This is a genomic window from Bacteroides ovatus, assembly GCF_001314995.1.
GTDB classification, from domain to species: domain Bacteria; phylum Bacteroidota; class Bacteroidia; order Bacteroidales; family Bacteroidaceae; genus Bacteroides; species Bacteroides ovatus.
Genome location: NZ_CP012938.1, coordinates 119,674 through 145,887, shown reverse-complemented (window position 1 = coordinate 145,887; position 26,214 = coordinate 119,674). Strand labels below are relative to the sequence as shown.

At 39.6% G+C, this 26,214-nt stretch carries 18 protein-coding genes; 2 read left to right on the top strand and 16 right to left on the bottom strand.

Annotation, left to right across the window (positions count from 1 at the left end; genetic code table 11):
- Positions 1-18: 18 nt before the first annotated feature.
- Genes Bovatus_RS00505 through Bovatus_RS00485 form a run of 5 tightly spaced genes read right to left on the bottom strand, consistent with a single transcriptional unit; the run spans position 19 to position 9,655 of the window.
- The gene (locus Bovatus_RS00505; protein ID WP_004296897.1) at positions 19-2,673 is read right to left on the bottom strand and encodes a DUF4458 domain-containing protein; all 2,655 of its coding nucleotides are present in this window, start codon (positions 2,671-2,673) and stop codon (positions 19-21) included.
- Between the two features lie 17 nt (positions 2,674-2,690).
- The gene (locus Bovatus_RS00500) at positions 2,691-4,253 is read right to left on the bottom strand and encodes a DUF5003 domain-containing protein (RefSeq protein ID WP_004296898.1); all 1,563 of its coding nucleotides are present in this window, start codon (positions 4,251-4,253) and stop codon (positions 2,691-2,693) included.
- A gap of 19 nt (positions 4,254-4,272) precedes the next feature.
- The gene (locus tag Bovatus_RS00495; protein ID WP_004296899.1) at positions 4,273-5,163 is read right to left on the bottom strand and encodes a DUF4984 domain-containing protein; all 891 of its coding nucleotides are present in this window, start codon (positions 5,161-5,163) and stop codon (positions 4,273-4,275) included.
- A 25-nt stretch (positions 5,164-5,188) separates the two neighbouring features.
- Positions 5,189-6,709: a RagB/SusD family nutrient uptake outer membrane protein gene (locus tag Bovatus_RS00490; RefSeq protein ID WP_004296900.1), complete on the bottom strand. Its 1,521-nt coding sequence runs from the start codon at positions 6,707-6,709 to the stop codon at positions 5,189-5,191.
- A gap of 12 nt (positions 6,710-6,721) precedes the next feature.
- The gene (locus Bovatus_RS00485) at positions 6,722-9,655 is read right to left on the bottom strand and encodes a SusC/RagA family TonB-linked outer membrane protein (protein WP_004296901.1); all 2,934 of its coding nucleotides are present in this window, start codon (positions 9,653-9,655) and stop codon (positions 6,722-6,724) included.
- Between the two features lie 646 nt (positions 9,656-10,301).
- On the opposite strand from Bovatus_RS00485, the gene Bovatus_RS00480 reads away from it, so the two are divergent.
- Entirely contained in the window at positions 10,302-12,227 is a 1,926-nt protein-coding gene (locus Bovatus_RS00480; RefSeq protein ID WP_004296903.1) for an NAD(+) synthase, read from the top strand.
- 117 nt (positions 12,228-12,344) lie between these two features.
- Here Bovatus_RS00480 and Bovatus_RS00475 read toward each other — a convergent pair whose 3' ends face one another.
- The 8 genes from Bovatus_RS00475 to Bovatus_RS00440 all read right to left on the bottom strand — a co-directional run bounded on the left by Bovatus_RS00475 (position 12,345) and on the right by Bovatus_RS00440 (position 20,993).
- Positions 12,345-12,905, bottom strand: a complete 561-nt coding sequence (locus Bovatus_RS00475; protein ID WP_032852123.1) for a dual specificity protein phosphatase family protein — start codon at positions 12,903-12,905, stop codon at positions 12,345-12,347.
- A gap of 29 nt (positions 12,906-12,934) precedes the next feature.
- Positions 12,935-14,059 carry a bifunctional histidinol-phosphatase/imidazoleglycerol-phosphate dehydratase HisB gene (gene hisB / locus Bovatus_RS00470; protein ID WP_004296905.1) on the bottom strand — a complete coding sequence of 375 codons (1,125 nt, stop codon included), beginning with the start codon at positions 14,057-14,059 and terminating at the stop codon, positions 12,935-12,937.
- Positions 14,060-14,062: 3 nt separating this feature from the next.
- On the bottom strand, positions 14,063-15,160 hold the full coding sequence (gene hisC / locus Bovatus_RS00465; RefSeq protein WP_004296906.1) for a histidinol-phosphate transaminase: 1,098 nt from the start codon (positions 15,158-15,160) through the stop codon (positions 14,063-14,065).
- The gene (gene hisD / locus Bovatus_RS00460) at positions 15,120-16,409 is read right to left on the bottom strand and encodes a histidinol dehydrogenase (protein ID WP_004296907.1); all 1,290 of its coding nucleotides are present in this window, start codon (positions 16,407-16,409) and stop codon (positions 15,120-15,122) included. Before hisD ends, hisC begins: the two co-directional genes overlap by 41 nt.
- A gap of 41 nt (positions 16,410-16,450) precedes the next feature.
- Positions 16,451-17,302, bottom strand: a complete 852-nt coding sequence (gene hisG / locus Bovatus_RS00455) for an ATP phosphoribosyltransferase (protein ID WP_004296908.1) — start codon at positions 17,300-17,302, stop codon at positions 16,451-16,453.
- A gap of 258 nt (positions 17,303-17,560) precedes the next feature.
- Positions 17,561-18,052: a PaaI family thioesterase gene (locus Bovatus_RS00450; RefSeq protein WP_004296910.1), complete on the bottom strand. Its 492-nt coding sequence runs from the start codon at positions 18,050-18,052 to the stop codon at positions 17,561-17,563.
- A 73-nt stretch (positions 18,053-18,125) separates the two neighbouring features.
- Positions 18,126-20,030 carry a fimbrillin family protein gene (locus Bovatus_RS00445; protein WP_032843764.1) on the bottom strand — a complete coding sequence of 635 codons (1,905 nt, stop codon included), beginning with the start codon at positions 20,028-20,030 and terminating at the stop codon, positions 18,126-18,128.
- A gap of 306 nt (positions 20,031-20,336) precedes the next feature.
- Positions 20,337-20,993 carry a DUF2490 domain-containing protein gene (locus Bovatus_RS00440; protein ID WP_004296912.1) on the bottom strand — a complete coding sequence of 219 codons (657 nt, stop codon included), beginning with the start codon at positions 20,991-20,993 and terminating at the stop codon, positions 20,337-20,339.
- 154 nt (positions 20,994-21,147) lie between these two features.
- Between Bovatus_RS00440 and Bovatus_RS00435 the strand changes: the two genes are divergently transcribed.
- Positions 21,148-22,713 (top strand): ATP-binding protein, encoded by a 1,566-nt coding sequence (locus Bovatus_RS00435; RefSeq protein WP_004296913.1) that lies wholly within the window; start codon positions 21,148-21,150, stop codon positions 22,711-22,713.
- A 132-nt stretch (positions 22,714-22,845) separates the two neighbouring features.
- On the opposite strand, the gene Bovatus_RS00430 is transcribed toward Bovatus_RS00435, so the two are convergent.
- Genes Bovatus_RS00430 through Bovatus_RS00420 form a run of 3 tightly spaced genes read right to left on the bottom strand, consistent with a single transcriptional unit; the run spans position 22,846 to position 26,213 of the window.
- Entirely contained in the window at positions 22,846-24,222 is a 1,377-nt protein-coding gene (locus tag Bovatus_RS00430) for an MFS transporter (RefSeq protein WP_004319539.1), read from the bottom strand.
- Between the two features lie 12 nt (positions 24,223-24,234).
- Positions 24,235-25,134: a glycerophosphodiester phosphodiesterase family protein gene (locus Bovatus_RS00425; protein ID WP_004319541.1), complete on the bottom strand. Its 900-nt coding sequence runs from the start codon at positions 25,132-25,134 to the stop codon at positions 24,235-24,237.
- Between the two features lie 20 nt (positions 25,135-25,154).
- A complete protein-coding gene (locus tag Bovatus_RS00420; protein WP_004319543.1) occupies positions 25,155-26,213 on the bottom strand; it encodes an MBL fold metallo-hydrolase in 1,059 nt (352 codons plus the stop codon).
- Between the last annotated feature and the right edge of the window lies 1 nt (position 26,214).

Below are 26,214 nucleotides of genomic sequence, written 5' to 3'. Positions count from 1 at the left end.
TTATTATTTATCCGTTTCTTATTTCACATAATCACATCCGCGAATATCCTGCTCCGGGTCATAAATAAGTAGATATGCTCCCGCCTTAATCATATTGCAGACATTGGAAAGATTAAGAGAGATATTCGGATTATCCTTTATCTCAAAGACTATAATATACGATGAAATCGTATCAGTAATCTTTCGCAAATCATTTCCACCTATGCAGAACTGTCGCAAACTTGGACATAAAGATATATTAGACGGCCATTTTCTTAACAAACGGTTACCATTCTCATCGCGCTGACTACGGACAGCATACACTGTTAATGTAGCTGCATCCATCGGTCCGGTAGGAACTTCCGTAAAACGATTGTTACTTACATCCACTCCATAAAGGAAAGGCATATTTCTACCATTAAAATCATCCGGTAACTTTGACAGCTTATTATAAGTCAAGTCAAGCGTTTTCATCATATACGAATATTTTGAAGCACTAAATGTACCCTTCGGAATCTCTTCTATACCGTTACCATTCAATCCTAAAGCAGACACTTGTGAATTGGTTTTGAATAGTATAGTCGGGAATTTCTTCAGTTTATTACCGCCTATGGCAATCGTATTGGCATTCACGCCCTTGAATGTGCCGTCTTCTTCACCTTCAAATCCATCTATCTCATTGAATGAAAAATTAACCGAAGACATAACATATACAGATTGTGAGCTAAATATATTCGGGAACTTTTTCAATTTATTATAAGCAAAAGAGAATGACTCCACATCGGCATATCCACAGAAGCTACCGTTTTCATCACGTGGCAATTCTTCAATCAGATTATGGTCCATTGATAATTGCACCAAGTTCACATCTCTACCAAATGCTTTCTCAATCGTTTTAATTTTGTTGTACGCACAATCCAGTTTACCTAGTTTTTTCACCATCGACATATCCGGTAAAACAGTCAGGTTATTGAAAGTTAAATAGAAGATCTGTAACGTTTTGCTTATATTTTCGCTAGCCACAAACTCACCTAAATCCTCATGAAAATCTCCCAAATTCGGATTGCTCGCTAAATTGAATGATTGAAGGTTGGGTAATTGTTGCAGCTCTTCCGGAAGTTTCTTCATAGACGGACAATTGTAAATTTCAAGGTCTGTCAAGTTTTCCAATTTGCCAAGATCAGTCCCTTCTTCAAATCCCTCAAATTTACCGTTGGCAATATATAAGTATTGCAAGTTCTTTAGATTTCCAATGGTAACTGGAATTTTATGTATTCCATTGGTCAATCGGTTAGCCGGTACATCTTTTAAAGAAGGACGACTCGCCTTATCGTTTACAACAGATGGTGAGAAAGTTGTAGGTATTCCCTCTTTCTGCCATTTCAAGGCAGCTTGTATAGGTTCAGAAAAGTACAATGCAATATCATTCTTTACAAACTTATTATAGAAATCGCTCCGTACAGAATTCTTCTGCGCTTCCGTCAGTTCAAGTCCCATTGTTTCCTCAATGATATTATCACCTACCTGATCGGAATGGTTACCTAATGACAGAGTTCTAAGTTCCGTCAAGTCTCCTAAGGATTCGGGAATATCGCCTTCAGGAGCAAATGCTCCGATAGAAAGTCCCACGACACGTCCTTTGGCATCCAATTCGACACCTGGTTGATCGCCCCATAAATCAATATCCTTATCAAAGTTCCAGTTAGTTCCTAAAGGATATGTAACACCTGAATAACGCCATCCTTTTTGGTTCTTTTCAGGTATTGCCGGACCTCCCAAGGCTTCCCAAATTTCTTTCAAAACAAGATAATCTTTGATACTACCAGTAGTTTTGCTGAAATTAACCGGAATCTTAACTTCTGTAGTCACATTATCCGAAACTTCAAAATCAGCCCCATTCACCTCTCCATATTCCAAAGAACCTTTATTCTTCTTTATAGTCGTATAATTCTTGACTTTATACTTACCCGCAGAAAGTCGAAAAATTGAATCACTGACGGCTACGGAAATTTTCGTTCCATTGCCATCCAGTTTCTCTGTATATTCTACGGCAACATTAGAAAAAGTCGTATCTTTTTTCGTAAATTGCTCCTGCACTGTTACATTAATATACTTGATATCAGAGAAAAGATAATCCTCTCCTAATGCAGCACGAGTGGATGGTAGAAAATTCTTGGTCACAGTAAATTTCACCATACCCCGCTTAACTACTTTCACATGTATATCTTGTACAGCTAATCCGCCATTGATTACAGTAATAATCGTCTTTTCATCCGGTTCTCCGGAAAGAATTTGTTTCAAATCCTGTGTAGTCCCATCTGCCTTATATAGATAGAACCCGACAATCTGATAAGTACCTGCCATCAACTGAAGTTTTTCACTTCGCAGACCAAATTCACTATCGTCTCCCATTGCCTCAAGACCTACAGTCTGCACAACTTCAGTACCGTCTTCCTGGTTGATGAGCACAATCTTCATTTTTTGCGCATCACGCAAATAGTTCAGTTCATTCGTACTAGCACGCGTCACTTTCGTTTCTGCCAAACAGCTCTTATAGAGTTTGAACTGAGCATATCCATATCCTGCCTGAAGTACAGCATCGTCGTCGTCAGAGCAACTTCCTACTGTAAACCCTAAAGTAAACAGCATACAGGAAAGGACAAACATTCTTATAAATAATATCTTCGTTTTCATATTAATATATTTCTCTATCAGTCACTATAGCGTGTCTCAATTAATAATACAGCATATGGCTCTGTTCCATTCTTAATCGTTATACACATTTCATCTCCATTTGCTTCTGAATTCATACCATAAATATTGATTCCCATTTGTCCAGATGAATTCTGTCCTGGTTCTAAGCTAATTCCAGACCATGCAGTATTTTTTCCGTTCAATATAGTAGTAGCTTGCAAGTTAGATCCAGTATATCCATTAGGTAAAACAAATATTTGAGTATAAGACATTCCTAAAGTGAACGAATAGACTGTATAAACATTAGAAGTACCATACTTTTCAATCAATTCATTCTCTGTCATTTCGCCAGCATAGGGTTCTGCCTGTATTGCATTTCCAGCACCATCATATAACGGTCTAAATGTATATGAGTCCATAATTGAAAGTCCTGAAGTAGCAACAAATGCATCTTGTTCTATAAGTGCTCCAATATAATTACTATATTCTCCTACAATGCCTTCCTTCGAAAATACTTTATTTTCAAAATCATTTTCGACTTCAGCATATACCAAATTTGGAAATACCATCAAATATGCGCTACGAGAAGCACCATCATTACTTTTTGCTGCGATCATCAAATTCCCTTCACTATCATCCTCTATCCACAACCAATTTTTAAAGCCTGTAAGTAACTTAAAACTCCATTCTTCATTCCAACCTGTCTCTGGTCCCATAGTTGATGTATATTCTACACAAACATAAGTATACTCATCATTTCTGGCGATGACTGTTAAAGGTACTCCTTCAGCCTCATAAGACTGATTCTTAAATGTATATGATTCGCCATCTACAGAAGCTTTAATCTTATTCGAATAAATATTATCATTGCTAAATTCTATTTTATCGGCAGGAATTCCATCGTAATGAACCGGTAATTTTGAAATTACTTCCCCTTTCCTATTCTTAAAAATAAGTTCCTGTGTCCAAGCTGTTTTACGATTTTCAGTACCTTGTTTCAAAAGCGGAGTAATTTTCACATTATTACCTGCTTCTCCAGAAATATTCGTTTTACTTAAATCTAAGCTCTCCGAACTTTCTACAATCCAATCAGCGTTTGAGCTAACCCAAAAGTATGCTTTACCACCATAATCTTGCACATAAGGATTTTCCGCTGTATATTCTATAGTTTGTTCAGCATCGAATGCATGCAACTCATAACCTGTAGACGGACGTGTCACTTCTGCTATTACCTGCCGACTTCCCGCCATCGTCATTGTCAACTCCGCCTTATAGGATTTCATCAGTTCCGTAGCATCATCACTAATATGAATGGTGACAGTCTGTTCGCCAACACCACCTGAACAAGTGAAGGTCTGTTCACCATCTTGTTCAAAATAGCACCACAACGACGACGAAATCAATATCCAGTTATCAGTAGCTTCAAAAGTCAGTGTCTTGGTATCTCCGACTGCACATTCTATTTTCTGCAAATCCGGAAACACAGGTGTTACAGTCTCATCATCATCACTACAAGCAGACGTGAAGAGACAGAACATCAACACAATCAATTGCAAATAATATTTTATTATATCTTTCATATTTATTTCCGATTATAGTTTAGAGTCCTTCCTCTTTTTTATACTGCTCCGCTTCTTCATCACTAATCCACTCCAGAATATTCACATAAGTACCTACCGTACCTTTACCCACCACATAAATAGTGCTATATAAGAATACAAATTTCTGGCATACATTATAATAAGAATCGTACGCAACAGGCTGAGTACACATCAGCTTTCCATTACCGTAAATGGTTCCGAAGGCTTCTGCCGTACTACCTATAATTTGATCATCAAACTCTACAAATGGTTTCAACGGATCGGAAGGATCATACTTAATTTTAAGATCATAATTCTTATAGAAGAAATCATGTAATATTATAGTATTATCTTCAGTCTTGTCTCTTTCCGCTTGTAATAACCGATGTTCCGTATTCGTCATATATGCACTAAAGAAAGAGGAAGTCAATAGACAATAGCCTTCAAATGTACTAAGTTCGAAAGGACATGCTTTTTGCATTTGAACACGAGTACGGGTACCGTACAAATCCCATACATTTTCATCTTTGGCAAGCAAATTGAACGTAACCGACAAAGAATCCGTTTTATCAATGTTCTCATAAATACCCTTCATCCGAAACTTTGCTACCCGTTCCCCTGCTTTAATGGTTACCGTATTTGATTCAACCACATATTGCTTTTTTTCAATTGCATTACTAGCCTTATCGTCTACTTCTACGCCAAAAGAACGGTCATAATCGCATATATTTGTAGCTACTACCGGAATTTCAAACCATTTCTCGCTGTCCTGCACCGGATACATAGATAATGTATCGGAGAACATCACGTAGTCGGAACCGCTGTAAGTCGTTCGGGAGAGATCATTACATCCCCAGAATCCGACAGCCAGCGTTATCAGTGCTACGATCCCTGTTATTAATAGTTTCATTGTTTCTCTATATTATCTTTATACATTATTTATTGCTTTCATTAGGCATTAAATCCACACCTGGAGCATCCAACTCATGTTGCGGGATAGGCCATACAAAACGCGGATCGTCTTTCTCTAACTTCAGCGTATTGCCCGGAGAGACAGTCGAGGTTTGTTCTTTACGTTCAAATCCCTCATGCCAACGTTTCAAGTCATTAAGGCGGAAACCTTCCATAAAGAGTTCTTTCATACGTTCTTCACTGACAGTCTTAAACCAGTTCTCTTCTGTTAGTGTGGTAGAACCACCGTAGGAAGAATAACGAGCCATACGTAAAGTAGAAATATCAATTCCGGCTTTTCCATAATAAGCTGTTCCCATCCGGCAATAAGCCTCTGCACGAATTAAATATTGCTCTGCCAACCGAAACGGCTTCGGCATGGAAACACATAATACTCTTTGGCTTATAAAATCCTGATTACCCATATATTTGATCAAAAGCGGCCAGGTTAACGCATGGGAGAAGCCGGTTGTTACCGAACCAAAATAGGCATTGTAGCGTAAATCAGCATTAGCATAGGCATCCAATACCCATTTAGCCGGTACATAATCCGGTTTATAAGATGTATAATCATAATTGAGGAATACGGTACCCAATGCGCCTCCATAGGAATTTACCTCAAACATTACTTTCCAGATGATTTCAGTAGAATTATCATACTGCCACATATACGCAAAATCATTGTAAGTAACCGAATAACTGTTCTTTGTAGCATCAGCTAATGCATACTTCTTACTATCTATCACTTTAGTGGCATACTCAACGGCCTTCTCCCACTTCTGCATATACAGGTACATACGAGCATACAAAGCATTGACTGTACCAACCGTGAAATATGCAGAATTATAGATAACCGCAGTATCATCATCATCCGCAGCCAGATATTCAGCAGCTTTAGCCAAATCATCCAAAACAAACTGATAGGAATCTTTTAAAGAAGCACGTTTTACAGGTCCCGGATTAACGTAACTGGACTGTAATACAACTCCCAGTTCATTGGCAGCCTCTTCATCACTGTCATAAGCTTTACAGAAACACTTCAGCAGTTCCGAATAAGCCAGCGCACGGGCAAAATAAATATGTCCCTTGTAGTTATCCAACTTATCCAGTTGTTCGTCATCGGAAGTAGCCGCTTCTACGGCAGCCATGTTATCAAGAACGAAATTACAACGTCCGATAACGGCATACAAACCACCATACACATATTCCACCTGTTTATTGATAGCTAATATCTCATTACGCCATACATCACCATAGACATTCGTATATCCTTTAACAGCGTAAACCTGATCTGTCTGAATATCAGGTAACAAGGTCAAGTAACCGCTATATAGGCTGCTGTTTTTAAACTGCGCATAAATACCGATCAAAGCTTGACGCACATCGCTCACTGTCTTAATAGCATCATCTTGCGGAATAGCATCTTGCGGATATTTGTCAAGACAGGAAGATGCCGAAAGCAATACCGCAACCAAAGCTATATATAATTTTATTTTTCTTATCATCACTGATTTATTTTAGAATGAAACTTCCAGTCCGAATGTGAACTGACGTGACATCGGATATTGGGCCTTGTACACATTGGACGTAGACTCCGGATCCATACCCGTGAAATTTGTAAATGTCAACAAATTCTGTCCCTGCGCATAAATACGGGCACTATTCAAAAAGCTAGTCCGCTTCAACCATTTCTGTGGGAACGTATAGCTGAGCATCAAATTCTTTAGACGCAGGAAAGATGCATCTTCAAGGAATCGTGAATCCAGTTGGGGAGTTACTCCATAACGGGGAATATCAGTCACATCTCCCGGTTTTTTCCATCGGTCGTAAAGCATACGTTTTGACTGGTTATAGGCACTGAACAGTCCGTTACTCTCCTGAAAGACTCTGTCGTTATTAAGCATCCAGCGATCAGCCACCCATGTGAACTGTGCGGAAAGTGAAAATCCCTTCCAGGAAAGTGTAGTACCAAAACCACCTTGCCAGGGAGCTTCATGTGTTTTGCCCAGCATCACCTTGTCGCTTTCATTATATTCCATAGTAATTTCACCGTCTTTGGTATACCATAAAGCATCTCCATTAATCGGATTAACTCCCGCATAACGGTTCAGATAAAATTCTCCTAACGGATGACCTACCGCAACCATTCTACCGGTATCGGAAGCTACATATTCTGTCACCCCATTATAGAGCTCGGTTATTTCATTTTTATTATAGGATACATTGGCATTCACATTCCATTTAAAGTCTTTGATGCGGAGTACATCTGCGCCGACATTAATTTCTACACCACGATTCCGCATGGCTCCCACATTATCCCAACGGGTCCCAAAACCGGTAGATGTATAAGAAATAGGAACCGCCATCAACATATTGGTCGTTTTCTTATTATAAAACTCCACATCCAAATTGATACGATCAATAAAACCTAAATGCAACGCCACATTAGTAGCCCATGTAGACTCCCAACTCAATTCTTCATTTCCTAACTGGGAAATTGCAATACCTGATTCGTTATCATACTTATATCCACCGGAAACTAAAGCCAGATGCTCATAGTTATTAATAGAAGAATTACCGGATGTACCTGTATTAACCGCAATTTGCGCATTAGTAAGCCAATCATATTTTTGCATGAACTTCTCCTTACGAAGGTTCCACATAAAACCGACTGACCAGAAAGCTCCCCAATGGTTATCGGTACCAAAACGTGAAGATCCATCCCCACGAATCGAGAAATCAGCATAGTAACGGTCATCATAATTGTATTCGCCCCGGGCAAAGAAAGAGAGAAAAGAATATTCTGTGACAGGATCTGACCATGATGAAGCAGTTGAGCCTGAAGCTAAGTTTGTCAAAATATCATTTGTCTGTCCCCGAGTAGTTAACTGGAAACCTTCATAATGATAGTTTTCACCTTCCTGACCAACCATAAAATTGAATGAATGAACATCATTCAACATAAAACGGTAGTTTGCCGTATTTGTAATCATCAGGTTAAGCATATCAAACGAGCTACGCTGCGCACCTCCATAATTATTATTTGGCTTGTAACTGGGGAAACTTTGATAAAAAGAGGTAGTATGACCATAATCAGCACTTAGCTGTGAACGGATTGTCAGATTCTTTACCGGAGTAACCTCGGCATAAAAAGTGGATAAAAGTTTGTATTTCTTATTCGACAACGGATTATTTGCCATCCATGCCAACGGATTTTCTGTCGTTCCCTTCCAACTCCCGTCATCCTGAAGTGCCAGACTTCCATCTTCCTTATAAGGGTTCCAGTAAGGCAACATAAAAAAAGACGCGGAAATAGGAGCCCATAACGCATACTCTCCATCATCACTCTGTTCAACTTCCTGATAGGCAAACATTGAATTTGTTCCTATCTTCAACCATTTATTAGCTTTTGCCTCTACATTGGCGCGAAAACCGACACGTTCGAATGTAGACCCTACTGCAATGCCATCTTGATCGTAATAACTTCCTGAAACATAATAATTCAATTTCTCCGTGCCTCCGTTTACAGATAACTCGTAATTCTGCAAAGGGGCAGTATCATTGTACACTTTATCCAGCCAGTTGATATTTGTCTTACTCAACTTTTCATAATCTTGTCCTTTATCCAGTCCAACTTCTTTCTCAAATTGAATGCGTTCATCCGTATTCATCTGATCCCAATCTTTTGAGGCTAGTTGAGAAAATCCGAGCTGTGTACGGAAAGTAACCTTAGCCGCTTCCCCCATACGCCCGCGCTTGGATGTAATAACGACCACACCATTGGAAGCACGTGCCCCATAAATAGAAGTAGAAGAAGCATCTTTTAATACTGAAATACTTTCAATATCATTAGGACTAATTGTATTGAAATCCGAACTTGAAATAGCTACTCCATCCAATATAAAAAGAGGATCTTTTCCCGAATTAATTGAATTTGTTCCGCGAATACGAAAAGTGGCTGCCTTACTGGGTTCACCAGAATCAGAAAGCACCATTAATCCTGGCGCCTGTCCTTGCAGTGCCTGGTCGAAACTCGGAGCAGGAACATCTTCCATCTTTTCAGCTTTTACCGTAGATACAGAACCTGCGATTGTTCCTTTCTTACGTACACCATACGCGACAACTACCACTTCTTCCACCATCTGTGCATCGTTTTCCATTGTCAAATTTATACGAGTAGAAGCAGTCACCTGCTTATCTATCGTTTTCATACCGACATAAGAGAACTGCAAAGTAGCAGGAGACTTCGTCACTGTGATACTGTAATTACCATTCATATCGGTAATTACTCCGTTCGTCGTACCCTTCTCCAAAACAGACACACCAATCATCGGCTGATTATCTTCCGCCGAGATAATATGTCCGGTTACCTGATATCCACCCTGCGCAAAAAGCAACAGGGGGATACTTGTCAGAGTAAAGAGTACAAACAAGAGAATTGATTTTCTCATCTTTGATACTTGAATTAAAATTAATGAAATTGATTTATTTTTATAGATTTATCTACAATGAGGAATACGCTTATCTTTGCGTAGGAAATAACAATACACCCCTTCCCCAAAAATCGGTTTTAAGCATATTCTGCACCGACCCGGGATAGGCTATTATTATCTATAAATATAGAATAGGAATAGACTAACTTGGCAAATTCTTAATATTGCGCCAAATATCCAAATAGACTTTTCGTGTTGTTGCTGTGTGAATTAAAGGTTTGACCATCTGCTCTCTTAAGTTATAAATTAAACACTAATATCACTTGTTCTGTTTAGGTGTACTTCAATATCGTTTTATTTTGTCTACAAAGATATATATTATATTTAAATAAATGAAACTATATGTCGCATATTTTATACCATATTTCCACTAATGTCTTTTTGCTACATATTTAAGTACATATAGTCCATTAAAGAAGTAAATCCATAGTATATTTCAAGGATAATTAAATATTAACGTTCATTTTAATAGCTGTTTTAATTGTTTAAACAACAATATCGTAACTCATACCAAATAGCTTATTGAGAGGATTCAACACAGAAAAGATAATTATTCAAAACTATTTCCTATTTTTGCACCCATTATATATAAATAAGGTATAAGATGAACTACGGATTTGTAAAAGTAGCCGCAGCTGTGCCACACGTAAAAGTGGCCGACTGCAAATTCAATGTAGAGAAGATAGAAAGTCTGATTGCAGTAGCCGAAGGAAAAGGAGTGCAGATCATTATTTTTCCGGAAATGAGTATTACCGGATATACTTGCGGTGACTTATTCGGACAACAACTTTTACTGGAAGAAGCAGAAATGGGACTGATGCAAATCCTGAATAACACCCGCCAATTAGACATTATTTCTATTGTTGGCATGCCTGTGGTGGTCAACTCGACAGTGATTAATGCAGCTGCAGTGATTCAAAAAGGAAAAGTGTTAGGAGTTACCGCTAAAACCTATCTCCCGAATTATAAAGAATTCTACGAACAACGTTGGTTTACCTCGGCGCTTCAGTTGACAACAAATAATGTACGTCTCTGTGGACAAATCGTTCCGATAGGTTCTAATCTGCTTTTTGAGACTTCAGATACGACTTTTGGCATCGAGATATGCGAGGACCTTTGGTCTACTATACCTCCGAGTTCTTCATTAGCACTGCAAGGTGCAGAAATTCTTTTCAATATGTCTGCTGATAATGAAGGTATTGGAAAGAATAATTATCTTTGTTCTCTCATCAGCCAACAATCTGCACGTTGTATTGCCGGATATGTATTCTCGTCTTGTGGCTTTGGAGAATCTACTACCGATGTAGTTTTTGCCGGTAACGGGTTCATTTATGAAAACGGTTCACTGCTTGCACACAGCGAACGTTTCAGCATGAAAGAACAGCTGATTATCAGCGAAATTGATGTGGAACGTATCCGGGCAGAACGCAGGATAAATACAACCTTTGCAGCTAATCAAGCAAACTTAGGGGATAAAAAGGCGGTTTCTATTGCGACTGAATTTGTCAACAGCAAAGAGCTAACCTTAACCCGGAAGTTTAATTCTCATCCTTTTGTACCGCAAGGAATAGAGCTAAATGAACATTGTGAAGAAGTGTTCTCCATACAGGTAGCGGGATTGGCACAAAGGCTTGTCCATACAGGAGCTAAAACTGCTGTAATCGGTATCTCTGGCGGGTTGGATTCAACATTGGCATTACTTGTATGTGTGAAGACTTTTGATAAGTTGGGATTGTCCAGAAAGGATATTCTCGGCATTACGATGCCAGGATTCGGAACGACCGACCGTACTTATCATAATGCCATCGATCTAATGAAATCGCTGGGTATCTCTATTCGTGAAATCAGTATCAAAGATGCTTGCATTCAACATTTTAAGGATATAGACCATAATATTAATGTACACGATGTCACATACGAAAATTCTCAAGCACGCGAACGTACACAAATATTGATGGATGTGGCGAACCAGACTTGGGGAATGGTTATTGGTACAGGAGATTTATCAGAACTTGCACTAGGATGGGCAACATATAATGGCGATCATATGTCCATGTATGGAGTGAATGCGAGTGTCCCTAAAACTCTCGTAAAATACTTGGTACAATGGGTGGCAGTAAATGGCATGGATGAAAATTCGAAAGCGACTTTACTCGATATTGTAGATACTCCCATCAGTCCGGAACTGATTCCGGCAGATGAAAACGGAGAAATTAAACAGAAAACAGAAGATTTGGTGGGTCCTTATGAACTACATGACTTCTTCCTATATTATTTCTTACGTTTCGGTTTCCGGCCTTCCAAGATATTCTATCTGGCAAATATTGCATTCAAAGATATGTATGATGAAAAAACCATCAAGAAATGGCTTTCTACCTTCTTCCGTCGTTTCTTTAATCAACAGTTCAAGCGTTCTTGCTTGCCGGACGGTCCTAAAGTAGGAAGTATTTCTATCAGCCCGAGAGGAGATTGGAGAATGCCGAGCGATGCCAGTTCAGCCATGTGGCTTAAAGAAATAGAGGCCTTGTAAGGACGTCCTATCAATAGGCTTGTGCCACCGCATTGGCACAACTGTGCCAGCATGATGGCATGGTTGTGACAATACGGTGGCACAGCTGTGACAGAGCGATGGTAAAGATATGGCATATTATAACTCTCCACCTTCCATTACTTCTTTTCTTATTTGCTCCACATTTGCTTCCTTGATTCTTCTAATAATATTCTTATAAATTCGATGAAAGCCATAGCCTCCTTCAGTCATTTCATGGATTGCATCTTCTTTTGAAACATTCTGAAAAATGATACGATAAAACGCACAAACAGCCCCTGTACGGTCAGAGCCGTGGTGACAATGGAAAACAATAGGCGCTTTACGATTTTTAATAATGCGTAATGCCTGTATCAATTGCTTTTCACTAATCGAATGTGCTTTAGTTTTTACCCGGTGAAGTTTTATACTTGTTCCTTTTGCTTCGTCATCATCACTATGTCTGTTTCGTAGATTAAGTACTTCTCCAATACCATACTTTTCTAAAGCTTTAAAGCCCTCTTTTGAAGGTTGCTCCGAACGATATACGCCCGAATCTATTTGATACAAATTTGTCAAATCACTATCAGACAGAATAATCTTATCCGCTTTCAGATTTTGACCGAAAAGAGAGACGGATAAGACTATCGCCAATAAGCATAGTGGGATTTGCTTTTGCATAAGCAATATGGATATGATTCTAAAAAACATTAAAGCACACCCTTACTAGATGGAAGTTCAAAATGATAGATATCTCTTTTAATTGCCATTTTCAAAGCACGGGCAAGGGCTTTAAAAATTCCTTCTATCTTATGATGTTCATTCTGTCCTTCCGCTTTGATGTTCAAATTCATCTTTGCCGCGTCACTTAGTGACTTAAAGAAATGAAGGAACATTTCCGTCGGCATCTCTCCTATCTTCTCACGCTTGAATTCAGCATCCCAAACTAACCAGGGACGACCACCGAAGTCCAGACAAACCTGACAAAGACAATCATCCATCGGTAAGGCATAGCCATAACGTTCAATCCCTCGTTTGCTACCTAAAGCCTGATAGATACATTCGCCCAGTGCGATAGCAGTGTCTTCGATCGTATGATGTTCATCTACTTCCAAATCTCCTTTAACACGGATGGTTAAGTCCATGCCAGAATGTTTTCCAATCTGCTCAAGCATGTGATCGAAAAAGCCAAGACCGGTAAAAATGTCACAAGTTCCATTTCCATCAAGATTCAAAGCAACATAAATATCTGTTTCTTTTGTAGTACGACGTACTTCCGCTTTCCGTTCTCCGGCAAAAAGGAATTCGGCTATCCGATCCCAATCAGTAGTTGCAAGAACACAGACTTCTTCTAATCCTTTTTCTTTCAGAGCTTCGGTCGAGTCTTGCAAATAAATTGCCCGGCAACCGATATTTTTGGCAAGTTCCACATCTGTGGGACGATCGCCTATTACAAAACTTCCGGCAAGATCGTATTCCGGATTATCCAGATACTTCGTCAACATTCCGGTACGCGGTTTGCGGGTGGGCGCATTATCTTCAGGAAAACTACGGTCTATCAGAATCTCATCAAAAGTAATCCCCTCCCCTTCCAATGTTTTAAGCATCAAGTTATGGGCAGGCCAGAATGTTTCTTCCGGAAAAGAAGGTGTACCCAATCCATCCTGGTTAGTGACCATCACAAATTCAAAATCGAGCTTACTGCGGATAAAGCCCAAATTACGGAATACTTTCGGATAGAATTCCAGTTTTTCCAATGAGTCGAGTTGGTAATCTACAGGAGGTTCGATCACCAACGTGCCGTCTCTATCTATAAATAATACTTTCTTCTTCATAAATTATCCTTGATAGTTTTTAAGAGCTGCCAATAGGGTATTATTTTCGACACGAGTACCGACAGTCACACGCAAACAGTTGCAGCAAAGTGAAATGTTATGGCGATTACGCACTATTATTCCTTCCCCTACCAAATAATTATAGATTTTCACGGCATCCGTCACTTTTGCCAAAAAGAAATTCGCATCGGACGGGAACAGTTTAATGGTACATGGAAGTTTTTCAAATTCCGCTTCCAGATAATCACGCTCTTCCTTCAACGTTTTCACCCAACGTTCTATCTCATAGTGCTTATGCAACATAGAAATAGCTTGTTGTTGAGTCAACTGATTGACATTATAGGGATATTTGATTTTACTAAGAATGTCTATAATTTCTTTGGAAGCAAAAGCCATTCCCAAGCGAATTGCAGCACATCCCCAAGCCTTGGAGAATGTTTGGAATACGACAAGGTTGGGATATTTATCCAGCTCTTCGAGGAAAGACGGAGCCTGGGAAAAATCATTGTAAGCCTCATCCAACATCACCAATCCTTCGAACTGACAAAGTACCTTTACAATTTCAGAACGGAGCAAGTCATTTCCTGTTGGATTATTAGGCGAGCAAAGGAAAATCAATTTGGTGTGTTCGTCGGTAGCCGACAGCAGTTTATCGGCAGAGAACTGGAAGTCATCATCCAGTAATACTTTCCGGTATTCCACATCGTTCACATCGGCACAAACCTGATACATACCATAAGTAGGGTCGATGGCTACGACATTATCTTTTCCCGGTTCGCAGAATGCACGAAAAACCAAGTCGATGGCTTCATCGCTACCGTTTCCAAGAAAAATATGCTTGGGAGATACTTTTTTGATTTTCGACAACAACGTCTTCAGTTCGCACTGCATAGGATCCGGATAGCGATTATGAGGCGTATTGTAAGGGTTTTCGTTTGCATCCAGGAAAACAGAGGCTGTAACTCCTTTATATTCATCTCGTGCCGAAGAGTAGGGTTTTAATTTCCAGATATTCGGTCGGGTTAGTTCTTGTAACGTTTTCACTTCTTTAAGTTTTAAATTATGAATTTTGAATTGCTTTGAGACGAACTGTGACGGCATTTTTATGTGCATCCAGCTGTTCATTAGCCGCCATCTCTTCAATAGCAGGACCGATAGCTTTTATTCCTTCCGGGAGGATTTCCTGAAATGTAATCTTACGGATAAAACTATCCAGACTTACACCGCTATAGGCTTTGGCATAACCGTTGGTCGGCAGGGTGTGATTCGTTCCGGAAGCATAGTCGCCGGCACTCTCGGGAGTTAATGAACCTAAGAAGACAGAACCTGCATTTATCACACGTTCGGCCACTTCCATATAGTTCTCCGTTTCTATGATTAGATGTTCCGGAGCATACGCGTTAGTCAGTTCCAATGCTTCATCCAGATCCTTCACTAAAATCAATTTACTATTCTCCAGTGATTTCGCCGCAATTTCACGACGGGGAAGTTCTGCTAATTGACGCTCCACTTCTTCCATCACCTCTGTTTGAAGTTTCTCGGAAGTGGTAATCAATATAGCCTGGCTATCTATTCCGTGTTCTGCCTGTGACAAAAGATCTGCTGCTACAAAAACCGGATTGGCAGATGCATCAGCCAAGACTTCCACTTCTGAAGGACCGGCAGGCATATCAATAGCTACATCACGCAGGCTTACCAACTGTTTGGCAGCTGTCACATATTGATTGCCGGGGCCAAATATCTTATATACTTTGGGGACACTCTCCGTTCCATAGGCCATAGCGGCAATAGCCTGCACACCACCAGCCTTGAATATTTTGCTGACACCTGCCAATTGCGCAGCAAAAAGGATAGCCGGATGAATATTTCCATTTTTATCGGGAGGCGTACAAAGTACGATTTCCTTGCATCCTGCAATTTTAGCCGGAACAGCCAACATTAATACAGTTGAGAAAAGCGGTGCTGTTCCACCCGGAATATATAAGCCGACCTTTTCGATTCCCACTGATTTTTGCCAGCAAGTTACCCCATTCATTGTCTCTACCTTCTTCCCGACAAAACGCTGGGAAGAGTGGAATGTTTCAATGTTTTGTTTAGCTAAAGAAATGGCAGCCTTTAGTTCATCGTTTACTAATGTCCCGGCGGCTTGAACCTCTTCAGGAGTCACAGCAAGTGCGGACAAGGTTACTTTATCAAAAGCAGCCTCATATTCCAATACTGCTTTATCGCCTTCTGTCCTTACCTTATTTATAATAGAACGAACAGTATCGAACAAACTTTCCGTATTTAGTGCCGGACGTTTCAAAAGTTCTGTCCATTGCTCTTTTGAGGGATATTTAATCAATTTCATGGTTCATATTTTATCAGGAACGAATTTTCGTTCCTATCTATTTATACAATCATCTTTTCAATCGGCAGTACCAAAATACCTTCTGCTCCCAGTCCTTTCAATTTTCCGATAATTTCCCAAAAACGTTTTTCATCAAGTACTGTATGAACAGAACACCAGCCTTCCTGTGCCAATGGCATCACTGTAGGACTCTTCATACCGGGCAATACAGCTATGATTTCTTCCAGTTTGTCTTTTGGAGCATTCATCAATACATATTTTTTATCTTCAGCTGTTTTTACTGCGTTCATACGGAACAGCAATTCTTCGAGCACTTCTTTTTTCTCTTCGCTCATGTTCTTGTTGCCAATCAACAATGCTTCCGACTTCATTACAACTTCCACTTCTTTCAAGCGGTTGCTGACCAAAGTAGAACCGGAACTTACAATATCAAAAATGGCATCAGCCAATCCAATACCCGGAGACACCTCTACCGAACCGGTTATCACATGTATTTCGGCATTTACGCTATTTTTTTTCAGGAAGTTACGAAGAATAACCGGATAAGAGGTAGCAATCTTCTTGCCTTCAAACCATGACAAACCGGGATATTCAATATCCTTCGGCATAGCCAGTGACAGACGACATTTGCTGAATCCCAGACGTTTGACAATTTCCGCATCTTCCTCCTTTTCCATAAACTCGTTCTCACCAACAATTCCCAAATCAGCTACCCCGGTAGCTACCGTTTGCGGAATATCATCATCACGAAGAAATAGAACTTCGATAGGAAAGTTAGAAGACTGTACCAACAAGGTACGTTTAGTAGTGCTTAACTTGATATCTGACTCTTCTAAAAGTGCCATTGTCTCTTCGAAGAGACGTCCTTTGGCTTGTACTGCGATTCTTAACATGACTTTATTTAATTACTAATTATTAATTACAAATACAATCTGCGTTGAAAAACAAAAAAGGCTTACCGCATTCGGTAAGCCTTCGTTATCGTTTATATAGTTATACACAATATCATCCACGCCCACCGATTATTCGTTAGGAAAATGATGATGATGATGTGTAGCTGTATATTTCATATTTCTTTTATTAACTGCGACAAAAGTAAAGTATTTGTTTGATACTACCAAACATTTATCACAAAAACTTAAGTTTTTATTTCAAATTAATGGTAATATCTCTTCCGATTCTACATCACATTTCGAAAAATGCATTTCATCTTTCGACTTTTCTTTCGAGAAAGTAAAGTAAGTACAAACTGATTCTGTACAGACTTCTCCATCCTTATTATATAACTTTGCTTCAACAATAACGATGTTCCGCTTTACCTCTTTAATAGACGCGCGTAATACGATATGAGAATCTTTGGTATCAATCGATTTTCGGTAACGAGTTTCCATCTTCGACGTCACCCCCGTGGTTTGTAGTTTACGAAGTATAACCCAGGCACAGATTTCATCCATCAAGACAGCTTGAATACCGCCATGCAAGGTATCAATCCAGCCTTGATATTCGGGACGTGGTTTCCAAATGCTTACCACTTCGTCACCATCTTCGTAAAATTCCATTTTTAATCCGGCTTCATTATTGGAAGCACAACCAAAGCAGTTGTACCCTTCCAAACCTTTCCAGGGATTTATTATCTTCTTCATAGTTCTCTCTTTTAGTTAGTTTTACTTCCCAAATATAAGCAATTTATGGAAAAGAGAAGCCTTTTTCGTCGATTTACTTTCTGATGCAACGAATGGCAAAGGCTTTTGTATCAACACCTGCATTAGATTCTTCAATGATATCCGTATCACTTTTCAGATAGAAAACCTTGATATCGATAGCGGCATTTGCATTATCCAGTGTCCAATATGCCAGATGTTTTTTCTCGTAATCAGTTTGAAAAGCCCCCACATACATTCCTACAGGTATTCCATTAAAACCGGATAAATTAGTTGCAGGCTGTACCTGTTCTCCCGCTTTCAAAGGTAACCAAGTACCTGATTTCAGCAAAGAAGCCTCTCCATTCAGATAGTCTTTTAAAATGTTCCAGTCTTTCCAATCCGGTATACTCCAATGAGCAGGCAGAATTTTATTAGAAAGTACTACATTAGCTGTATAAAAATAGTGTTCCGTAGTAGATTGCAGATATCCGACAACATTCGCTGTCACTGCATCCAGTCTGGGAAGTGCTTCACCGCCAACATACGAAGATGCCTCCAGATTATCCCGCATCCAATATTGTGTTCCAATCTTCACTAACGGATAATTATGAATGATTCCTCCACGTACATCACGAACGATATCTTCCAAAGCCAAAACAGATAGTACGTCATCTGCTGTCGTAACAGATAAAGAAACGGTTCCGTTTGCCATCACATATACATTATTACGAATCGGCAAAATTCCGTCAACATAGGCCAATGAGTAATCTTCCATATTCCATGATACGCTTCCTCCATTCACTTTTCCGGATTTCCCTAGCAACTGTGCTACAACACCTTGAGATAAGTCCACACTACCATCTTTTTTCATCGGATAGGCAACGATTGCCTGCGAAGAAAATTCCGGAGTAACAAGATACTCCTTACATATTTCAGCTACTTGCTTTCCCGAATGTAACACTTTATACACATTCGACTTTTCAAAAGTTAACTTCGAAACATCTATGTATTTATGAAGCGTGACTGATTCTGTATGATCTATTTCGGTTCCGTCCCAATCTCCGATTTCCCCATTCACTTTGCTCATTAATACATCTTCGGCTGATACAAACTTTATTTCCAATTCGCGCTGCTTTCCACTTTTTAATTGTAAAGTAGATGGTAATGGGCTTATATATAGCTTTCCTGCAGCTTCCAACGTTATGTATTGGTATCCCGGAGTCGCCTCCTGCGGTATCAAAATAAATTCCTTTCCTATCAGTCGTCCGTCTTTTATCTCCCATTCTCCTGCAGGAATAATATCTTTCTCTTCGGAATAACCAGAGAAAGTCTTTTTCTGAAAATCATAACTTGTTTTAGTATAAAAGCCACTCACCGAAAGCGTAGGCTTAACGGATAACATATCTTCCAAATTCTCCCCCTCTCCAGGAATAAGAACAATTTTCAGACGAAAAAACTGATGATTATAGGTCAGAGCGACCGCCTCCTTACTGGCTAAGACCTCTTCTTTAGAAGCAATTAGGAAATCAGAATGTGAATAATCGTCAGGAATATTTTGAGTCGTTGAAACCGCCACCTGCATGGTGCTCTCCCCTATCCCCACGCCACTCTTTTGATAAGGATAATAACTGATTAAATTCAATGTAACTCCATCATCCGGATAGTATACCGACTCGTTAGATTCAAACTCACCATTGGATGAACGTATGAAATGAAGATTATCCACATAACGTTCTTCTTGCATTGTAGTGGTTCCGGCAAGAGCAAACAGACCGACTTCATCCCCTTCAGCAAAGTTATTATTTGCCATACGGGTACCAACTGATTCACGAATATCGGCAATAAATTTCAATGGAATATCTCCATTATTAACACTATCCTCCTCTTCCTCCGAAATATGGTTCACACAAGCACTAAGCAAGATAGTACAAAAAACAAGTAAACCCACGCCCCTTTGTAGGTTATAAAATAGTTTCATCATATTTATTTTTTAATTTTCCAATAGAAACTTTTGATTGAACAGAAAGAATAGCATAAGAGGAAGTATTCGCTTTCGGTTATGGGATACTGAACAACACGTCTGTTGTACTGAGGAATCATCAATTTCAAGATATCATTTTGATGTCTTGAAAGCAAAAGTATATAATTATATTAAGTCGGAGTATAGTTTCTATAGGAAAATTTCACATTTTCATCTATAACGCAAACAATCAACAAGTTACAAACGACTAGTCAGGAACAAAGAATTAAACTCTCACATTATTATATTAAGAGCCTGCTAATTTCAGAAAGAATATCCCACTTCTATTCCGGCAATGTGTCTGCCTTGCGAAGATGCATATTGATAACAATAGAATGCATCCAACGACCAACGTTTGGCCAAAGCTATTTCTACTCCGGGACGATAACGCATACGATCGGCTCTCCAAAAAGAAACGTCATCCAAACTCTGATAGATTTCAACAGAGAAATAGGGAGAAACAATTCCTTTTGTAGGAGCATAAGATAATTTCAAGCGGGAACGCAAACGAGTTTCAGAGTTGCCACGATCAAAAGTCTGCTGAAATCTTTCCCTTACAGCTACTTTCAACCATTGATAACGAAAACTGACAGTAGCAGTTATATGATAGCGATGCCTGAACTTCCAGTCCGAGTCACCCAAATTCCGAAGATGGGTTTCATAGCCAACCCCCAGATTCAAAAATGAATAGGGTCGGTAACTTCCGCCAACAGTCAGCCCCCAACGATCCAATTTACTCACATCATCTTTCATGCGCAATTCCAAATCACCTGAAACTGAAAACCGGGAATCTATCTTATGGTTTACCTTGAATTTAGTCCATGTATTAAAATCGTCACTTTGTGCCCATGCAGAAAGTGATATTCCAAGCAACAGCACAAATAATAGCCAAGTCTTAGTATTTAATAATATTCTACTCATTGATTTTCGGGTTAAAGTTACAAAGATAACAAATTATCTCCGGCAAAAGAAAGGCACAATACTGAATTTATTCTGAAAAGATTATGTTCGTCTTCTGCCTAAATTCTCATTTGCATATTGTATCTTTGCCTAAGAAACTCTAAAATCATCGGATATGGACAACTTGATGCGTAAACTTCCTATTGGAATACAGACATTCGAAGGGATACGGAAGGATAATTATCTTTATGTGGATAAAACAGCACTTATATGGCGTATGGCTAACCTAGGAAAGCCATATTTTCTAAGCAGGCCGCGTCGCTTTGGTAAAAGCTTATTAATTTCTACATTCGATGCTTATTTTCAAGGAAAAAAAGAGCTATTCGATGGTTTGGCTATTGAACAACTGGAGACGAAATGGGAACAACATCCTGTTTTACATCTTGATCTGAATGCCAAAAAATATGAAACGGCAGCAGATTTAATTGCAATGCTAAACCAATATTTAGAAAAATGGGAAGCTATTTACGGCAATGAGAAAAAAGACCGTAGCCCTGAGGAGCGCTTTAGTTATGTAATCGAACAAGCTTCCTTGAAAACAGGAAAAGGTGTCGTCGTATTGGTGGACGAATACGACAAACCGCTTTTGCAGGCTATTACCCGTCCGAAATTATTCGAAGACTATCGTCAGACATTAAAAGCCTTTTATGGAGTACTAAAAAGCGCCGACGCATATCTCCGTTTTGTTTTCCTGACCGGAGTTACGAAGTTCTCACAAGTCAGCGTATTCAGCGATTTGAATCAGTTGAATGATATTAGTCTCGACTATTCTTACGCCACACTTTGCGGCATCACCCGTGAAGAACTAAAGAGTACTTTCGAACCCGAAATTGAAGTTTTCGGGCACAAAAATCATCAGACTCCAGAAGAGGTAGTCACAGCAATGGAACGCAACTATGACGGCTATCATTTTCATCCGGATGGTGCAGGAGTATTCAATCCGTTCAGTGTGTTGAATGCTTTCAGCAAACTGGAGTTGGGTAGCTATTGGTTCCAGACTGGCACACCGACATTTTTGGTTGAACTACTGCAAAAAAGTGAGTATGATCTCCGTACTTTATTAAATGGCATAGAAGCACCTACATCTTCTTTTGCAGAATACAGAATGGATGCTAATAATCCCGTACCGCTGATTTATCAAAGTGGATATTTGACTATTAAGGATTACGACAGACGGTTTAATAATTATTTACTTGACTTTCCTAACGATGAGGTACGTTACGGATTCATTAACTTTCTTGTGCCATTCTACACTCCGATGAAGAACAATGATCAGGGATTTTATATTGGAAAATTCATTGATGAATTGGAGAAAGGTGATTACGAATCTTTCCTCACCCGTCTGGAAGCTTTCTTTGCCGATATTCCGTATGAATTGAATGACCAGACTGAACGCCACTATCAGGTTATCTTCTATCTCGTATTCAAATTGATGGGACAATTCACGGAAGCGGAAGTGCGCAGCACCCGTGGACGTGCCGATGCTATGGTTAAAACGCCGAAATATGTCTATGTGTTTGAGTTCAAATTAAATGGAACAGCAGAAGAAGCGATGAAGCAAATTGACGAGAAAGGATATCTGATTCCTTATCAGAAAGACCATCGGGAAATAATAAAAATCGGAGTGGAATTTAGTGCGGAAACTCGCAATATCAATCGTTGGCTGGTAGAGACGAGGTAAATATGATAAAACATTTCGGGAAGAATCGTAGCTACGAACTTCCCGAAATAAAAACCGATACCATTGAAAATAAACACTTGTTATCCTCTTTTGGAAACAAGTGTTTTTCAATCTAACCTAATATACCTGAAACTAATCTGACTCTTTTGATTTTGCATTCCAAACCAATAATGCAAAGAATACCGACAGCAGAGCCGCTCCTATCCAGAACCAATTGATATAAGTGAAATCATAAACATCGACTCCATTCTGAACCGTCTTCTGCCCCTCTATCAGAACACCACTCATTACATCCTGTAATCCGGCCCCAATATAACTGGCAATGCCGACTACCCCCAATGCTGCTCCCGACGCATTGCGAGGAGCAATATCGACTGCCATCAGGCCACCTAAAAAACAAATGAGAACTCCGATACCCAAACCGAAAAGAACCATGGCCAACACATCTATCCAGAAGTGTACGCCGGGAACCAACAAGAACAGGCTAAGTGCAAGAACATTCATCAATCCGAAAATCAGGGCGGGAACATTTCGACAACCGCCAAATAACTTGTCAGAAATAACACCCGAAAATATGGTACCTACGATACCACAGACTGGACAAATGGAAATAATGAAGCTGGCATCCAACGTGGAATATCCTTTTTGCGCTTCTAGATAAAAAACACCCCAGCTATTGATAGCATAGCGACTGATATACATAAAAGCACTCGAAAGAGCCAGTATCCAGATGGCAGGCATCATCAATACCTGGCGTTGGGCTTTATTAAAGTCTGTCGTTTCCACCACACTCATCTCCTCTTTCTGTTTGGGAACATTTACAGGAGGAAAGCCCTGACTCTCGGGAGTGTCATGGAAGAACTTCCACACAATTAAAGCACCAAGCAAACCAACAATACCGGCACCGAAGAAACCGTATCTCCACCCCAATACACTAACGATAGACGCAACAATTAGGAAGGTCAACGCCTCACCGATATTGTGGCTGGCAGACCAAAATCCGTAATAGGAACCTCGTTCTTTGTCCGTGAACCAACGGGAAAGTCCCACTACACAAGAAGCAGCACCCATAGACTGAAACCAGCCACTAATCCCCCAAAGGAGAGCAAACAGAATAAAAGAATGGGTAAAACCCAGGCACAGGTTCACTAAAGCAGTTACCAGTAAACCGGTAGTCATAAAGCGGTTGATATTGCTACGGTCGGCCAGAAAACCATTCGTAAATTTTCCAAGGGCGTAAGTAAAGAACAATACCGAACCGATAATTCCCAGTTCTGTTTCGGAGAAAATTCCTTCATCTACGATGGGCTTCTTCACGACATTCAGGCTAAGACGACAAACATAGTACATGCCGTAACCGAAAGTGGCTGAAAGAAAAGTAGACCATTTCAGGTATTTCAGACGACGGGCATCGGAATGAAGATGTTGTGAGCCGGATGAAGACAAAGCTTCCCCGTTACAAGGTCTCGGTGAAGAGACCTTGTAAAAGTTTATAAGTTGTTTCAACATGAAAAAGTCTATTTAGTCGTGAAGTTTCTTTTTGCGCAGATACTCCAATAAGAGGGCAGGACGGTCAGTTTGAATTAATTTGGCTCCCTGATTAATGATCCATCCCCAGCTTTCATCCGGTTGATGAAGTTCTACTGCACGGTCGTCATCATGACCACCACATAATTCGGGCCAAAGAGAGTTTATAAACAACTTAGAACCCGTATCACGCACTTTTTTTATCAGGTTAAGCACCTCAGGACTATCATTATCAAACACTAACTCATAAGCAGCAGGCTTCATGTGAATCTTGTAACTGTCAATAATAGCTTCGGCTCCTTTTTTATGCAACTGTACAATAGGCATAAAAATCACTTTATCCAATACAGCACCGTTTTCGGCTTTCACTTGTTCATAAGGAAGGCCGGCTTTGATAACACACTGGTCAACCGTTCCCGTCTTTTCGAGTACAATATAAGCTTCCTGAAAATAATCATACCCCTTATCAATATTTACCATGATCTTACCTTTGCAGAGCAACATCACTTCTTCCAATGTAGGAATCTGATGTCTTGTCTTACAAGCTACTCCATTTTTAAGACGCATTGCTTTCAATTCGGCCAATGTATAATCTTCCACCAGTCCTTTTCCAGACATGGTACGATTGATCGTTTTATCATGCATCACTACTAAATGTCCGTCTTTGGTTCGTTTCAAATCGATCTCCACCATATCGACACCCATATCAATGCAATTCTGTATACCTTGCAATGAGTTTTCCGGGGCATTACGCCAGTCAGCCCGGTGGGATACAACCAATATTTTATCTGGATGATTTCCCAGCAGATTTTCTCTGATTTCAGCTATTCTATTTTGAGCAACAGCCAGTTGCACCAAACACAGAAGAAGTATGAAGTTACATATCCGTTTCATAAGTTCAAGCATTAAGAATTTTAATTCAGTTTATTGTTTTTCCAGACTAGTTTTTCTCCCCACATTGGTACATAAGTCTGTTCACAGTTAATCTTCGAAGCCCGTTCGAGTGCCATATCCAATGACCATCTTGATTCATCAACACCTGCATGAGCCAGTTCCAAGATATGTGATAACAAGACATAATCGGGCTCCACCTGTCCCGCACCTGAACCCAGAATATTATTTTCGGTCAGAGCATTGGGAGCATAACGCGGTATCAAAACATTCACATGAGAAGCCAGATTCGTATATTGTTCCGGTTTATAGTTAGAGTCTCCTACATGCATAAAAACGAAATTACCGGTATCTTCCCCACAATCGATTGAAAACACAGTCACAAAATTAGATAACCCGGCATTGTTATGGTCAGTGATACAGGTTTTAATCTTGAATTTTCCAATTTCATAATCTTTATCCCCCTTTGCAGTATAAGGATATGTCGTGTCTTTCAAATAGTTGGATAACACCGGTTTACCTAAATCAAACATAGCCTGGATAAGATCATTACTATAATGATCGGAGTGCTTGTGTGTAACACAGAGAAAATCAATATAAGGTGCCAGCTCTTTCGCCCAACGATGAGAAATGTCAATAGCAAAACATCCTGACGGAGTTTTTACCACATACCCCATATTATAGAGTAACCAGATCGCTGCCGTACCATTTTCTACTTTTGAGTTTTTAATTCCATCCATTACACGATCAAATGCACTCCGATAAAAATAGATAATCGGATCACACTTTTCCATACTCGTACTTGCCTGATCGAAGCCATTCAGATAACTGATGAAATAATCATCTTTACACTTATCCGCATATCCCTGGATCTTGGTCAAAGTAGTGGTACGTCCGGTATTGACAATCAAAGGAGAAGAACTCCACAACTGTTGTGCAGTGGCATCTACTTCCTCTGCCAATTGCGTAAGAATTCCTTCATGACCAGTTTCGGTACTGTTGTTGTCATCATCATCACAAGCAACAAAACCTATTGCCAAAAGACAAAACAGTAAATATTGTATTTTTCTTATTATATCCATC